Here is a 14439-nt window from a genome sequence, read left to right on the forward strand (position 1 = left end):
CGAAGGAGACCGGAGATGATCGCCAAGCTCAGTTCGCGCGCACCACGTCTTTCCCTTCGTCAGGTGCTTGCGGCGGGTGCGGCGATCCTCGCCCTCGGGGCCGCGTGGGGTTTCCTGCGCGGCCCCGATCTCGATTACGTGCCCCAGATGGCCGAGCGGGCGGTGACGTTGCCCGACGGCCACCCGCTCTACGTTCAGAAATACGAGGTGACCGTCGCGGAGTGGAACCGTTGCCACGCGGACGGCGCCTGCGAGCTTGCCTTGCGCGCGCCGCACGGCAGTGCGCCGGAGGCCACCCCGGCGACCGGGCTGAGCCATGTCGACGTCGAGCAGTATCTCGGCTGGATCAACCGCAAGGCGCGTCACGAATTCCGGCTGCCGACGATCGCCGAGTGGCAGTTCATGGCCAAGGACGTGCTGCCAGAGAAGGAAGACCCGATCTTCACCGATCCTGACCTGACCTGGGCCTCGACCTACCTGACGAGCGGTCTCGCGCCGCGCAAGCTGTCGCCGCGGGGCAGCTTCTCGACCAGCGCCGAGGGGATCGTCGATCTCGACGGGTCGGTCTGGGAATGGACGCAGGACTGCTATGGCGGGGAGGGCGGCGGCCCGGTCGATCCGAAGCGCTGCGCGGCCTTTTTCGCGGGCGGCGAGCATGTCGCAGCTATCCCGTTTCTGGTGCGAGATCCGGCGCGGGGCGGCTGTGCCGTCGGAAGCCCGCCCGCGCATCTGGGCCTGCGCCTCGTCAGCGAGACCCGGATCTGATGCGCAAGGGCCTCGGCTGTCGGCCCCGCGCCATCGAGCCGTCACGAACGCATCAGACCGTCCGCACCAGCCGCAGCGCGTCGTAGATTGCGGCGTGAGTGTTGCGCGCCGCGACCGCGTCGCCGATCCGGAAAAGCTGATAGGTGCCGTCCTGGTTCCGCGCGACCCTCTGCGGTTCGCCCGCGATCAGAGCCTCGTAATCGACCTCGCCGTGATTGCTCGAGCCTTCGCGAAGATCGAAATAGATGTCTTCCAGCGGTCGGGTGCCGTGATTGACGACGACCTGATCGACATGCCGCTCGCGGGTGAAGTCGCCGTAATCGCTGCCGATGGTCGCGACCAGGCCGTTGCCGGCCTTCGCCACGCCCGTCAGCTTCCAGAGCACGGTGAAGGTCACGTCGCGAGCCTGCAATTCGCGCAAGGACGGGGTCAGGGACATCGCCATGACCTCGGAGGAGAAATTGCGGTCGCGCGTCATGACCTCGACCTTGGCACCGCTGGCGGCGAGGGTTTCGGCGGCCTGCAGGGCGGCGTAGTCGCCAGCGTCGTCATAGATCAGCACGTTGCTGCCGGGGCGGGCGTCACCCGACAGGATATCCCAAGACGAGACGACAAGATCATCGCCTGCGGCCAGCACCTCGGTATGCGGCAGCCCGCCGGTCGCGATCACGACGACATCGGGCTGTTCTGCGCGGATGGTGTCCGCATCGGCGAAACTGTTGAACCGGAAACTCACGCCGAGACGCGCGCATTCCGCGAAACGCCACTGGATCAGCTGGATCATCTCGTGGCGGCGCTTGGATTGCGCCGTGAGGCGTACCTGTCCGCCGGGATCGTTGGCGGCCTCGTGAACGATGACCTCATGGCCGCGTTCGGCGGCCACGCGCGCGGCCTCCAGTCCGGCCGGACCGGCGCCGACGATGACCACCCGGCGCGACGCGTCGGCCTTGGTAATCTCATGCGGCATTTCCAGTTCGCGCCCGGTCGATGGGTTGTGCAGGCACAGCGCCATGCCGCCCTGATAGATCCGGTCGAGGCAGTAATTCGCGCCCACGCAGGGCCGGATACGCTCTTCCTCGCCGCGCATGATCTTGGCGACGATATGGGGGTCGGCCATGTGGGCGCGGGTCATGCCGACCATGTCGAGCTTGCCCTCCGCGATGGCGTGCCGCGCGGTGGCGACATCCTGAATCTTGGCGGCGTGGAAGGTCGGGAACTGGGTGGCGGCGCGGATCTCTCCGGCGAAGTCGAGATGCGGCGCGCTGCGCATGCCCTGCACCGGTATCACGTCGGTCAGCCCCGCATCGGTGTCGATATGGCCCTTCACCACGTTGAGGAAATCGACCATGCCGCTGTCTTTCAGCCGCCGCGAGATTTCCAAGCCTTCTTCGCGGGTGATGCCGCCGGGCAGGTCCTCGTCGCCGGTGTAGCGCACGCCGACGATGAACTCGTCGCCCACCCGCGCGCGGATCGCCTTGAGCGTGTCGAAGGTAAAGCGCAGCCGGTTCTCCAGGCTGCCGCCGTAAGGCCCGTCCAGTTCGTTCGTCAGAGGCGACCAGAACTGATCCATCAGGTGGCCATAGGCTTGCAGCTCGATCCCGTCGAGCCCAGCCGCTTTCATCCGTTCGGCGGCGTCGGCATAGTCCTCGATAATGCGCGAGATGTCCCACTCCTCGGCCTTCTTCGGAAAGGCCTTGTGCGAGGCTTCGCGTTCGTGGCTGGGCGAGACGACCGGAAGCCAGTCTGCCTTGTCCCAGCGGGTGCGGCGTCCGAGATGGGTCAGCTGGATCATCACGGCGCAGTCGTGCGCGTGGCAGGCATCCGTCAGCTCTTTCATCCAGCCGACGACCTCGTCTTTCCAGGCGAGGATGTTGTTGAAGACCGGCGGGCTGTCGCGGGCGACGGAGGCAGAGCCCGCCGTCATCGTCAGCGCCACGCCCGCGCGGGCCCGCTCGACGTGATAGGCACGGTAACGCTCCTTCGGCATCCCGTCCTCGGGATAGGCGGGCTCGTGGCTCGTGATCATCAGGCGGTTCTTCAGCGTCAGATGCTTGAGCTGATAGGGTTGCAGAAGCGGATCACTGGACATGGGCGGACTCCTTGAGGTCGGGTCGTGAGGGCAGGGGCGTCAGGCGTCGATCGAGACATCCCCGATCGGGTTCGAGCAGCAGGCGAGGACGTAGCCGTCTTCGATCTCGTCATCGGTGATGCCGCCATTGTGGACCATGTGGACCTGACCGCCCTTGGTCTTGATCTTGCAGGTGCCGCAGACTCCGAAAGTGCAGCCGGACGGCAGCGGCACGCCCGCAGCTTTCGCGGCGGCGAGCAGGGTTTCGGTCTCCTTGATCTTCGCGGTCTTGCCGGATTTGGCGAAAGTGACCTCGACGGCGGCATCCTCGTCGGGGGTCACGTCGTCTTCGGGCTCGACGGGGCGGTCGGCGACCGGCGCGTTGAAGCTCTCCTGATGGTAGTGGTCCATGTCGAAACCCAACCCGGTCAGCGCCTCGCGCACCGCGCGCATGAAGGGCTCGGGGCCGCAGCAGAACACTTCGCGCTCGAGGTAATCGGGGGCTGCGAGGCCAAGGATGAGCTGGTTCAGCTGCCCCTTGATCCCGGTCCAGGGCGCGTAGGGATCCTGCTCTTCAACCACCCATGTCAGTGCGATGCCGGGCAGGCGCGAGGCCATATGCTCCAGCCGCTCGCGGAAGATGATCTCGGACGGACGACGCGCGCAGTTGATGAAGACGATGTCCGGGTCGCTGCCCGCATCATAGAGCTGCGTCGTCATCGACATCATCGGGGTGATGCCGGAGCCTGCCGAGATGAACAGGTATTTCGACGCCGGATGCACGACGTTCGAGAACATCCCCGCAGGCCCCAACGCCTTGATCCGCATGCCGGGGCGCAGATTGTCGAGCATCCAGCGCGTGCCGAGCGAGGTCGGCTGTGCCTTGACCGTGACGGTGAGCGAGGTGGGCCGCGATGGCGACGAGGAGATCGTGAAAGTCCGGTGCAGCGGGCCGCCCGCCACCGGCAATTCCAGCGTCACGAATTGCCCGGCATTGAAGTGAAACAGCGCCCCTGAGGGCGGGCGAAAGGTGAAGCTCGCCGTATTCGGGGCCTCGGGCAGGAAGTTGACGCATTCCAGCGGTTCGTCGTCGGTCCAGAACTGAAGGAGCGGTTGAGCATTTGCTGCCATGAGCCTACTCCGCTGCGAGGCTGCGCGGGGCAATCGCGCGGGTCATGGTGGCGGCATACCAGTCGACGAACTGGATCACGCCCGATTCCCACTCCGGGCTGTAGGGGCCCGGCGTATAGGCCGGCGAATTGATGCCGCGCTGGTTGTCCTCGACGATCTCGCGATCCTGATCGTTGGTGGCGATCCAGACTTCGGTCAGCCGTTGCAGATCGTAATCGACCCCCTCGACCGCATCGCGATCCACGATCCAGCAGGTCGTCACCTCGGTCTGCGTGGGGCTGATCGGCATCACCCGGAAGGTCAGCGAAATGTCGGGCAGGAAATGGTTCCAGGTCGACGGGTAGTGGAATTTCAAAAGCGAGCCGGCATCGGGCAGGGCGACGCGGCCGAGGGGACGCCGCACCGCCGCCTGACCGTCCATCGTGTAGCTGACGGCATTGTCCTGCAGCGGCATCCGCGCGAGGCGGTATTGGCCGTCGCCACCCAGACGGAACTGCGCCGGGGCGCCGGATGCCTCACAGCGGTCGAAATGCCCCTGCAGCCGGCTCGAGATCGAGCCATCTGGGGAAACGCCCGCGACTTCCGGGTCGAGCGGGAAGGAGTTGCACAGCTCGGGGTGGTTGCTCGAGCAGTGATAACACTCGCGGTTGTTCTCCCAGACCAGCTTCCAGTTGCCTTCCTCGATGATTGAAGACGTGAAGGCGACCTTGCCCCGGTGCAGGTCGTGGACCTCCAGATAGGGGCGGGCCATCGCGGCGAAGGCCTCGAAATCGGGGGCGTCATCGGCAAGGCAGATATAGATCAGACCGCAGAGGTCGCGGGTCTGAACCGGGCGCAGCCTGTGCGCTGCCGGGTCGAAATCCGGCCCCATGTCGCGCGCCCAGAGCAGGCTGCCATCGAGATCGTAGGTCCACTGGTGATAGGGGCAGACCAGCTTGGCCACGCGGCCCGCGCTCGTCTTGCACAGGATCGAGCCACGGTGACGACAGTTGTTGTGAAAGCCCCGGATCTCGCCGTCGCTGCCCTTGACCAGAACGACGTCATAGGCCCCGATCTTCAGGCGCGCATAGTCGCCGGTCTTGACCAACTGGCAGGCGGGAATGGCGAAGAGCCACTGGCGATAGAAGATATGCTCGAGATCCGCCTCGAATATGCCCGGGTCGGTATAGAAGGCCCGGTCGAGCGAATATCCGGGTTTGCGATGTGCGAGCAGATCGGCAAGAGGAGGTGTCACGGGCGCGGCCTTTCCTATCCAAGCGTGATTTCACCTCATTTCAAATTTGCTTTTTTGTGCCTCTCAACGTCATAAATATTCATCCGGGGTGAGTTGAATTCACCCAAGACATATTTCGACATGGAATGGTTCGAAACCGACATCATGCAGCGCCCCTATGATCTTCCCTCGCTTAGCTCACTGAATTGTTTCGAGGCGGCTGCCCGAAAATTAAGCTTCAAGGCGGCGGCTTCAGAGCTGAACGTGACCCCGACGGCCGTCAGCCATCAGATTCGGGCGCTCGAGACGGAGCTTGGCCAGCAGCTTTTCCGCCGCCAGCATCGCGGCGTCGAATTGACCGAAGCCGGGGCCTATCTGTTCAACGCGGTGCAGCGCAGCTTCGAAGCCATTTCCGACGTCGTGCGCGACATGCGCGGGCCCGTCGCGGAAGACGACGTGATGGTGCTGGCCTCGACCGCGGTGAGTTCGCTTTGGCTCACCCCGAGATTGACGGAATTCTGGCTGACCCACCCGGAAATTAACGTCTCGCAGATCGTGAGCGACGCGGTGGATTTGGAAGCGACCGTCGATCTGAGCCTGCATTACGGCGTGTTCCCCGAAGGGGACGAAAGCTGCACGCAGCTCTTTCAGGACCGTATCTGCGCGGTCGGCTCGGAGGCTTTTGCCGCGCGTTACGGCATCGCCTCCGCGCATGACCTGCACCGTGTCCCGCTGATCCACATCACCCGCGAGCGCCATCGCTGGACCGAATGGCCCGACTGGCTGTCCGAGCTTGGGTGCCCGCAGCCGACCGGCAAACGGATCACCGTCAACAATTACATGATCGGGTTGCAGATGGCGAAGGAAGGCATCGGCGCCTTGCTGGGCTGGGACGGCCTCGTGGGTCACTTGATCGAGGCCGAAGAGCTCGTCACGCTCGGGGCGGAAAGCGTCGTGTCACCGCAGTGCTTCTACATCAAGGTTCACCGGCGTGCCTCCGCAAAGGCGAAGAAATTCCGCGACTGGCTCGTCGCGCAGAGCGTCACGACGGCCAGCGCCTGAGCGCGCATCACCGCGATGTCGGGCTATCAGGGTTGACGTCAATGACGCCGAAACTGCTGGAATCGCCTTGCTTGCCGGCCTCTCCGATATAGCCTTCGGCCCCGAGGCCGCGTCGGAGCAGTTCGCGAATGGCGGCAGCACGGCTCGGCATCCGCTGGGAAAAACGCCAGTCATCCAGTGCTTTGATTTCGTCGTCCGAAACCATGATCTGGAGTCTGGTCAGGCGCTTGCCGTGGTCGTTCGCCATGAAACCCTCCGGACCGACTAAACTTACTCAACTTAAATTAGCTTACCCAAGGTTAATATCTTCGAGAAGTTTGTCAATTGAGGGCAGGGAGGTCACGAACTGCTCGCAGTCAAGGTTGTCAAGTGGCCGAGGGTGTTAAGTTTATGTAATTGAAATGAATACCGAAAACCTCAAATTCATGCTAGACTTCACACATGGAACAGAAGAACGCAGAGACATATCAAGGCGATCTGGTTCGTTCTCGCCCTGTTGTGCTTTTTACGAGTGAAACAGTCCTCGCGCTCGACCTCGAGCAGGTGCTGGAGGAGGCCGGATTCCGCGTCGCGCATTGCGCGACGTGCGATGTGAGTGAGCTGAAGGCGTATGGCCCGGGCGGGATTCTGGCGGCAGTGATTGACGTCACGCTGCACGAAGCCGCCGCTGCCCAAGCGCTTCCCTGGCTGAAACGGCACGGGATTCCCGCGGTCATCGTCGGCAGCGGTGCGGAGGTCGTCAATTTCGAACGATCCAAGTTCCCGAACATCGTCGCGGAATTCGAAAAGCCGGTGATCGCCGACGAATTGGTCCGGCAGTTCCGGCGTTATCTCGAGACCGCGCCGCCCGACCTGAGGCCCGCGTCTTCCAGCGCCGTCTGGAACCGGTCCGACGGCTGATAACGCGATCTCGTCGCCGACTGGTGGGCGGCTAAGGCGAGCGGGCAGATCGCATTTGGAAAGGTCGGGTCACATACAGACACGCGCCCCGGTTGGGGGCGCGCGTCCGTTCGCAGCCGCGTCATCCGGCCTCGGCCGACGCGATCTCGGGAGCGGCGATGTCAGGCCGCTTTCTCGGCAGACGGGGCCGCCGAGAGGGAGGCGATAGGACGGACCCGCCTGATCAGGAGCAGCGCGAGGCCAAGCAGCACTGCATCCGCAATCGGAAAGGCGAACCACAGGCCCTCGATACCGGCCAGCGCATTCATGAGGACCAGCAGGGCCGGCACCAACAACCAGGGCTTCACCAGTGTCAGCGCCGCCGTCCGCAGCGGATGGCCCATCGCCTGAAAGTGCATCGCGAGAACGAGGATCGGCCCGGTGAAGACGTAGAGCGCCGTCATCGGTCGCAGGATCGCGGCGACTGCCGCCGTGACCTGCGGATCTTCCGAAAACATCGCACCAAGCGGTTCACCCGCGACGAGACACGTCAGCGCCACACCGGCACACCAGAGAGACACGACGGCGATTGCGAGGCGCAGGGCCGCACTGGCGCGCGCCATGCGGCCTGCGCCGACGTTGTTTCCGGTGATGCTCTGCGTCGTCAGCGCGATCGCCATCTGCGGCAGGAAGGCCAGCCCGAGGATGCGCGTCACCACACCATAGGCCGCGACATAGCTCGCGTGATCCGCGGAGGTGGTGCCAATCAGAAGAAGAACGGTGCTGCTCACCAGCGCCATCCCGATGAAGGTCAGCGACAGCGGCAGGCCGAGCGCGAGAATCCGCCCCCATCCCGACAGCCAACTGGCCTGCACGAGCGCCCCGAGCGGCAGCAAATCCCGATCGCGCGCCCGCACGATCAGCACCAGCGCCAGCCCGAGGATCTGCGCGCTCACGGTGCCGAGGGCAGAGCCCGCGACGCCCAGCCCGAGGAGCACGATCGCGACATAGTTCGCCGCGATGTTCAGCAGGTTCACCAGCACCGAGAGCAGCGCGATCAGCCCCGCGCGTCCTTCGTTGCGAAGGGCATCGGCGTGCAGCCCCAAGGTGAACTGGACCGGCGCGCCGAGGATAAGGATCAGCAGGTAGCTGCGTGTTTCCGCCGCGACCGCTTCGTTCCCGGCGGCGAGGGCGGAGACGACGGATGGGCCGAGAGTCAGCGCCGCGGCGATCAACCCCGCGCTGAGTGCGAGCGCCAAGCCGTGCGCGCGGGCGAACACGGCGCCCGCCTTGCTTCGCTCGCCGGCTCCGAGATGGCGGGCGAGCAGGCTCGACATGCCGCCGCCGCCCAGGGCGGTCAGCGCGGTGAGCAACATGACGACCGGAAAGCCCAGGCTGACGGCGGCCAAGGCTTCAGCGCCGATGAAACGACCGACGAAGATGCCGTCGATCACGTTCAACAGCCCCCCGGTGGACATGACAACCGCCATGGGGAGCGCATTCGAGAGGAACAATCGCCCGACGGGGCGGGTCAGGAAGCGGTTTTCAACAGTGTTCGAAGCGGGTCCAACAGACATCGCTCACTCCTCCGCAGAGGCATTTCGAATGGGGAGGGTGCCTGCATTGCCCACCTGCGAAATGCATCGAGGGTGAGATGTCATCTTGCTCCGGGCTTCACCGTGACGTTTGTCTGCAGGCGGCAGGTGCCCGGCACCTGTCCGTTCGATAGCCGCAAATCACCGCTCGGGCAATATGGCGCAGCTCGGCCGGATCCGTTTCTCGCAGCGCATGATGTCCCTCTGCCACGCCTTGGGCGCGCGCGTTGCCGATGTCGACGCGGCGACGCGCCATTGCGTCAGGCGTCGACGGGCTTCACCTTCGGCGGGATCGGCGCTTCGGAGGGCGTGATGCCGTGTTTCAGCAGCGCCTTGTGCATGTAGCTTCCGCGCCGGGGGCGGTTGTTCTCGGCCTCTTCCAGACGCGGTTTCATCCGACGCGCCCACATATGCACTGCATAGGTCTCGTCGGTGAGGAAATCCGCCTCCACGTCGAAGCGCGACATGATCATCTTGTTCCGGTCCTTGAAGGAGATCGGATAGAAGGCCTGTTGCGAGAGCGCATGGTCCCACTCGCCGGTCTCGCGCAGGAAGTGGCTCAGCGCGGCCGGGCCGGTCAGTCCCCATTCCTGCTCGGAGAAATGCACCGGTTCGCCGCGATCGCGGGCTGCGCGCAATTCCTCTTGCTGCTCTTCCTTCAGCCATGGCCCGATCGCATAAGGGTCGGCCACGAAATCCAGCAGCCCGCGCAGGGTTTGCGACTCCGCCGGCAGGCGCATCACCGCGTTGCAGATCAGGTGCGGTTTCTCGAGCCCGAAAACGTAATCATCGGTGAAATCGAAGGGTTTCACGCAAAGCACATCGGCATCGACCCAGATGTAATCGGTCTTCTCCATCAGATGCAGCCGCCACAGATCGGCATGGATAGCCGGGCTTCCCGTGCGCTTGTGGCGGATGATCTTGTCGCCCGGAAATATGTCGCGCGCATCGCGCAGCGTCACGCCGGGCGGGGCGTTCGGGATCAGATTGTAGCAATAGAGCAGGGTATCATGGCCCGCGTCGACGAAGGATTTCAGGCTCAGCTGTTCGAGCCAGGACAGGCGGTCACCGATCCACAGGGTCGCGATCGTCGGCAATTGGGACAAGGGTAGGCTCCTGATTGGGAAGGTCTTTCGCGGCGGTCAGACGGCAGGCGGGGTGTAGATGGGCCAGTCGAATTGCTTGGCGATCTCGTCCATCGCCTTGCGGTAATGCGGTCGCCGCGCGGGGTGGGAGGATCTCAGCACCGCATGGGCATAGTCATAGGTCAGGCGCGGCCGCTTCATCGCGAGAAGCTGTTTCAGCAGGGTTTTCTGATAGGCGGGCACGGTGCGGCGCGCACGCAGCAAAGCGTAGATCTCCGCCGGGGTCGCGTCGCCCGCGACCACCCGTTGCGTGATCGGTTTTAGAACGCCCATCGCGGTAAGCGATGACCCCAGTCGATGGCCGAAGCGTCGACAGCGGATCCGGGTCACGTTGGGCGCGCGGAACAAGGTCGCGTGCATCGAATCCTCGCGCACCGTCGGATCGTAGAGGAGCCACATCTGCGCCGCCTGTGCGGCCTCATCGGGCGCATAGCCGTAGCGATCGGTGAAATTGCGCCGCCAGACCGCGCGATAGCGCCCTTCCCAGCCGCCGGTCACGTCGCGGTCGAGCGTGGCTTGCGGCGAGAGTGCGAGCACCGTGGCGCCGGGAGCTGCCGAGGAAAACGCCGCTGCCGCGTAGCCCGCCATCGAGGTGCCGTAGAACACCACGCGGCGGAACCGCTCGAAAAATCCGGTCTCGCGCATCTCGTCGAAGAAATCATAGACCGCTTCGGCGCGGTACCATGTCCAGCCATGCGCCCCGATGCCAAGCGCCGACCAGCCCTGCGAGTTGATGAAATTCACGCCCCAGGGCAGGCGCTCTTCGACCTTCTGGCGCGCATCGTCGAGATTGTCGAAGGTCACGACCAGCGTGTCGTCGCCCTCGACGAATAGTGCCTTATGCTCGGCATCGAGGCGGCGGTAGAAACCATGATCCGCCCCGATCCGTTCGAGCTGCCCAGTCCAGGCGATCTGGCGGTCTTTCAAGACGGTATCAGGCATTGGTGTAACCTATCTCGGCGGTTTGGCGGGGCCCGAAATCGTGGCCATGTCGGGCGTCTCTCGGGGCGAGAAATCATGAAAAATCGTTCACAATATGGCGGATAGCACAAATGGGGTCCAGCCTGCAGCACGCGGCTTGGCGCACTGGGGCAGGGCGGCTCGGCCAAGCCTCAGCCGGACGTGGCCGCGCGCAACCGGGCGGCCTCATGCATCATCGCGGTCAGCCGGGCGACCTCGGGGCGCTCGGTCATCTCGTGCTTCATCGTCAAGCCGACAGCGCCCGACATGAACTGCGCGCCCAGCGGCAGGCTCACCAGAAGCCCCGAGGCCAGTTCGCGAGCGACCACGCCGCGCGAGATGAACCACAGCATATCCGACCCTTCCAACAGCCCGAGTCCGGTCGCGAGCGACACGGTCTCGATCGGGCAGCGCGGCTCGGTGATGCCCTGCGCGCCCAGATAATCATCGACGATGCGCCGGATGATCGCGCCGCGCGTAGGCAGGATCACGTCGCATTGGCGCAGCGCCTCGGGGGCGGGGCGGTGCGCGAATGGATGGCCCGCGCGCGCGGCCAGAATGACCTCTTCCTCGTAGAGAAAATCGAAACGCAGCCCCGGCATGTCGGCGGCGGCGGGCATCCGTCCGATCATCAGGTCGATCGCCCCCGAGCGCAGACGGTCGAGCAGATACAGGTTGGGCCCGGTGCTGATCGAGAGCCGCGTGCCCGGATGGGCGCGGCTGAACTCGAGGGCTACGCCCGGAAAGATCGAGCCCGCCACCGTCGGCAGCGCGCCCACATTGATCACGTCGCCGATCCCGTCGCCGCTGAGCGCAGCCGCGCCGGCCTCCAGTTCCTGCAACGCCTGAATCGCATGGCGACGAAACGCCTCGCCCGCCGGCGTCACGGTCAACCGCCGCCCGCGTCGCTCCAGCAGCGCACCGCCCAGCATCGCCTCCATCTCGGAGAGGGTCTTCGACAAGGCAGGCTGTGAAATCCCCTGCTTACGCGCCGCAGCCGAGACCCCGCCTGCCTCGATCGTGTCGAGAAAGGCGCGGATGTGACGGAGCTTGAGACCTTTATGCATAGCCATGGGGTTATGGATTAACGTGCATTTTATATTTGGCTCAAGCGAAAACTTCAGAAAAGATTATGGTGGGAGGAAGAGGATGCACGCACTTAATTGCGACTGGGGGCATATCCATTACCGCGAAGACGGCGCGGCGCAGGGCGTCCCGGTTATATGTCTGAACTCGCTGGGCACCGATTTGCGGATGTGGGAAGGCCTTGTCGCCCCGCTCTCCGGCTATCGTCTGGTGCGGATGGACAAGCGCGGTCACGGGCTGAGCGCGACTTCCGAAACCGCCCCCACGATCACCGATCTGGCGCAGGATGCGCTGACGGTCGCCGATCATCTGGGTATCGAGGCGGGAGTGTTCGTCGGCTGCTCCATCGGCGGCATGATCGCGCAGGAGATCGCGCGGATCGCCCCCGAGCGGGTGCGTGCGTTGGTGCTCAGCAATACGGCCGCCAAGATCGGCACCGAGGAAAGCTGGGCAGAGCGGATCGCCACGGTGGAAAGTCAAGGTCTGCCCGCGATGGCGGACGGCGTGATCGAGCGCTGGTTCGGCCCCGCGTTCCGCGCCCATCCCGACTGCGCGCTCTGGGTGACGGAAGTCGCGCGCACGGATGCCAAGGGCTATGCGAATTGCTGCAAGGCGCTCGCCGGAGCTGATCTGCGCGACGCTCTGCCCGAGATTTCCGCCCCGACGCTGGTGATCGCGGGCAGCCATGACGGCGCGACCCCGCCTGAACAGGTCATGGAGATGGCCGCCGACATTCCCGGCGCGCGGGCCGAATTGATCGAAGGCGCGGGGCATATCCCCGCAATCGAGGCGCCCGACCACGTCGCGCGTCTCATCACTGAATTTCTGAAGGAGCACGAGCTTGTCTGAGCGATATGAAGCAGGGATGGAAACGCGCCGCCGTGTGTTGGGCGACGCCCATGTCGACCGCGCCGATGCGAGCAAGACCGAGTTCGACGCGCCGTTTCAGGAGTTCATCACCGAGGGCGCCTGGGGCTCGGTCTGGTCGCGGCCTGACCTGACGCCGCGCGAACGCTCCATCGTGACGATCGCGCTTCTGGCGGCGCAGGGCAATCACGAGGAAATCGCGATGCATACCCGCGCCACCGCCAATACCGGCGCCACGCCTTCGGATCTGCGAGAAGCGATGCTGCATGTCGCGGTCTATGCGGGCGTGCCCCGCGCCAATCACGCGATCAAGATCATCAAGGAAACGCTGAAGGAGATGGGCCAATGACCGGTCGTTTGATCCCCCGCGAGGCCGGTATCCACCCGCCTCTCTTCACGCCGGCCTACAAGACCTCGGTGCTGCGCAGCCCGCAGCGCGCGCTGATCGCCTTCGACAGCTCGCCCAGCGAAGAGACCGGGCCGACCTTCGGCCATGTGAAGCTCGGCGCGCTCGATAACGACCTGCTGCTGAACTATGCCCGCCCCGGCACCAGCGCCATTGGCGAGCGGATCATCGTGCATGGTCGGCTTCTCGACGAGAACAACCGTCCGATACCGAACGCGCTGATCGAGATCTGGCAAGCCAATGCGGGCGGGCGTTACCGCCACAAGAAAGACGGTTATCTGGCGGCGCTCGATCCCGATTTCGGCGGCTGCGGGCGCACGATCACGGGCGAGGACGGCTCCTACGCGTTCCGCACCGTGAAGCCCGGCGCCTATCCGTGGCCCAACGGTCCGAACGAATGGCGCCCGGCCCACATCCACTTCTCGATCTTCGGGCACAGCTTCGGCCAGCGCCTGATCTCGCAGATGTATTTCGAGGGCGATCCCCTGATCGCGCGCTGCCCGATCGCGCAGACGATCCCCGACAAGGCCGCACTCGACCGGCTCGTGGCGGCGCTCGACATGAGCGAGACGAAACCGATGGACGCGATCGCCTATCGCTTCGACATCGTGCTGCGCGGCCACCGCCAGACCCATTTCGAGAACCGTCCGGAGGGCATGTAATGGTGCAGAAATTCGACAAGCCGATCCTGACGCCCTCGCAGACGGCAGGGCCTTACGTCCATATCGGGCTCGCTCCCGAGGCGGGCGGCATCGAGGGGGCTCCTTTCGAGACGCTGGGCCGCGAGATCGCCGGGCCGGAGGCGAAGGGCGAGCGGATCAAGGTGACCTGCCGCGTCGTCGATGGCGGCGATCTGCCGCTGCGCGATTGTCTGGTGGAGACCTGGCAGGCCGATGCCGCCGGGATCTATCCGGGGCAGGAGGGGGCAGATCCGGCGGTCTCCGGCTTCGGTCGCATCCCCGCCGATTTCAGCACGGGCGAGATCATTTTCGAAACGATCAAGCCCGGCGCGATTGCGCTTTCGGGCGACCGCGAGACGCCGCCGCATATCTCGTTCTGGATCTTCGCGCGCGGCATCAATCACGGGTTGCACACCCGGATGTATTTCCCCGAGGACGATCTCTCGGGCGACCCGCTTCTCGCGCGGATCGAGCATCGCGACCGGATCGCCACGATGGTCGCCGAGGCGACCGGCCCGGGCGAATACCGCTTCGACATCCGCCTGCAAGGTGCGGGCGAAACAGTCTTCTTCGATATCTGAG

General features: G+C 64.8%; 15 protein-coding genes. 7 read left to right on the forward strand and 8 right to left on the reverse strand.

The window, feature by feature from the left end; genetic code table 11:
- Positions 1-15 precede the first annotated feature (15 nt).
- A complete protein-coding gene (locus B6V75_RS00365; RefSeq protein WP_088718362.1) occupies positions 16-765 on the forward strand; it encodes an SUMF1/EgtB/PvdO family nonheme iron enzyme in 750 nt (249 codons plus the stop codon).
- Between the two features lie 52 nt (positions 766-817).
- On the opposite strand, the gene B6V75_RS00370 is transcribed toward B6V75_RS00365, so the two are convergent.
- The 3 genes from B6V75_RS00370 to B6V75_RS00380 are packed head-to-tail and all read right to left on the reverse strand — an operon-like array spanning position 818 to position 5198.
- The gene (locus tag B6V75_RS00370) at positions 818-2854 is read right to left on the reverse strand and encodes an NADH:flavin oxidoreductase (RefSeq protein WP_088718363.1); all 2037 of its coding nucleotides are present in this window, start codon (positions 2852-2854) and stop codon (positions 818-820) included.
- 39 nt (positions 2855-2893) lie between these two features.
- Complete coding sequence (locus tag B6V75_RS00375; RefSeq protein WP_088718364.1) at positions 2894-3964, reverse strand: hybrid-cluster NAD(P)-dependent oxidoreductase; 1071 nt, start codon at positions 3962-3964, stop codon at positions 2894-2896.
- A gap of 4 nt (positions 3965-3968) precedes the next feature.
- Positions 3969-5198 (reverse strand): aromatic ring-hydroxylating dioxygenase subunit alpha, encoded by a 1230-nt coding sequence (locus B6V75_RS00380; RefSeq protein ID WP_088718365.1) that lies wholly within the window; start codon positions 5196-5198, stop codon positions 3969-3971.
- 120 nt (positions 5199-5318) lie between these two features.
- Here B6V75_RS00380 and B6V75_RS00385 point away from each other — a divergent pair, with 120 nt between their 5' ends.
- A complete protein-coding gene (locus B6V75_RS00385; protein WP_240496878.1) occupies positions 5319-6239 on the forward strand; it encodes a LysR family transcriptional regulator in 921 nt (306 codons plus the stop codon).
- Between the two features lie 7 nt (positions 6240-6246).
- On the opposite strand, the gene B6V75_RS00390 is transcribed toward B6V75_RS00385, so the two are convergent.
- Positions 6247-6486, reverse strand: a complete 240-nt coding sequence (locus tag B6V75_RS00390) for a hypothetical protein (RefSeq protein ID WP_088718366.1) — start codon at positions 6484-6486, stop codon at positions 6247-6249.
- Positions 6487-6680: 194 nt separating this feature from the next.
- On the opposite strand from B6V75_RS00390, the gene B6V75_RS00395 reads away from it, so the two are divergent.
- The gene (locus tag B6V75_RS00395) at positions 6681-7139 is read left to right on the forward strand and encodes a hypothetical protein (protein ID WP_088718367.1); all 459 of its coding nucleotides are present in this window, start codon (positions 6681-6683) and stop codon (positions 7137-7139) included.
- Between the two features lie 161 nt (positions 7140-7300).
- On the opposite strand, the gene B6V75_RS00400 is transcribed toward B6V75_RS00395, so the two are convergent.
- The 4 genes from B6V75_RS00400 to B6V75_RS00415 form a co-directional block, all read right to left on the reverse strand.
- Positions 7301-8695 carry an MATE family efflux transporter gene (locus tag B6V75_RS00400; protein WP_088718368.1) on the reverse strand — a complete coding sequence of 465 codons (1395 nt, stop codon included), beginning with the start codon at positions 8693-8695 and terminating at the stop codon, positions 7301-7303.
- Positions 8696-8973: 278 nt separating this feature from the next.
- A complete protein-coding gene (locus B6V75_RS00405; protein WP_088718369.1) occupies positions 8974-9819 on the reverse strand; it encodes a hypothetical protein in 846 nt (281 codons plus the stop codon).
- A gap of 36 nt (positions 9820-9855) precedes the next feature.
- Positions 9856-10800 carry a phosphoadenosine phosphosulfate reductase gene (locus B6V75_RS00410; protein ID WP_088718370.1) on the reverse strand — a complete coding sequence of 315 codons (945 nt, stop codon included), beginning with the start codon at positions 10798-10800 and terminating at the stop codon, positions 9856-9858.
- Positions 10801-10970: 170 nt separating this feature from the next.
- Positions 10971-11891 carry a LysR substrate-binding domain-containing protein gene (locus tag B6V75_RS00415; protein WP_075777028.1) on the reverse strand — a complete coding sequence of 307 codons (921 nt, stop codon included), beginning with the start codon at positions 11889-11891 and terminating at the stop codon, positions 10971-10973.
- A gap of 76 nt (positions 11892-11967) precedes the next feature.
- On the opposite strand from B6V75_RS00415, the gene pcaD reads away from it, so the two are divergent.
- From pcaD to pcaG, 4 genes are read left to right on the forward strand one after another with little or no spacing between them, the layout of a single operon-like run.
- Positions 11968-12753, forward strand: coding sequence for a 3-oxoadipate enol-lactonase (pcaD, locus tag B6V75_RS00420; RefSeq protein WP_088718371.1), 786 nt, complete (start codon positions 11968-11970; stop codon positions 12751-12753).
- Positions 12746-13120 (forward strand): 4-carboxymuconolactone decarboxylase, encoded by a 375-nt coding sequence (gene pcaC / locus B6V75_RS00425; RefSeq protein WP_206184168.1) that lies wholly within the window; start codon positions 12746-12748, stop codon positions 13118-13120. The genes pcaD and pcaC overlap by 8 nt, the downstream gene beginning before the upstream one ends.
- Complete coding sequence (gene pcaH, locus B6V75_RS00430; RefSeq protein ID WP_088718372.1) at positions 13117-13839, forward strand: protocatechuate 3,4-dioxygenase subunit beta; 723 nt, start codon at positions 13117-13119, stop codon at positions 13837-13839. The genes pcaC and pcaH overlap by 4 nt, the downstream gene beginning before the upstream one ends.
- Positions 13839-14438 carry a protocatechuate 3,4-dioxygenase subunit alpha gene (pcaG, locus tag B6V75_RS00435; protein ID WP_088718373.1) on the forward strand — a complete coding sequence of 200 codons (600 nt, stop codon included), beginning with the start codon at positions 13839-13841 and terminating at the stop codon, positions 14436-14438. Before pcaH ends, pcaG begins: the two co-directional genes overlap by 1 nt.
- Position 14439: the final 1 nt, after the last annotated feature.

It is taken from the genome of Thioclava sp. F1Mire-8 (assembly GCF_002213165.1).
Taxonomy (GTDB): domain Bacteria; phylum Pseudomonadota; class Alphaproteobacteria; order Rhodobacterales; family Rhodobacteraceae; genus Thioclava; species Thioclava nitratireducens.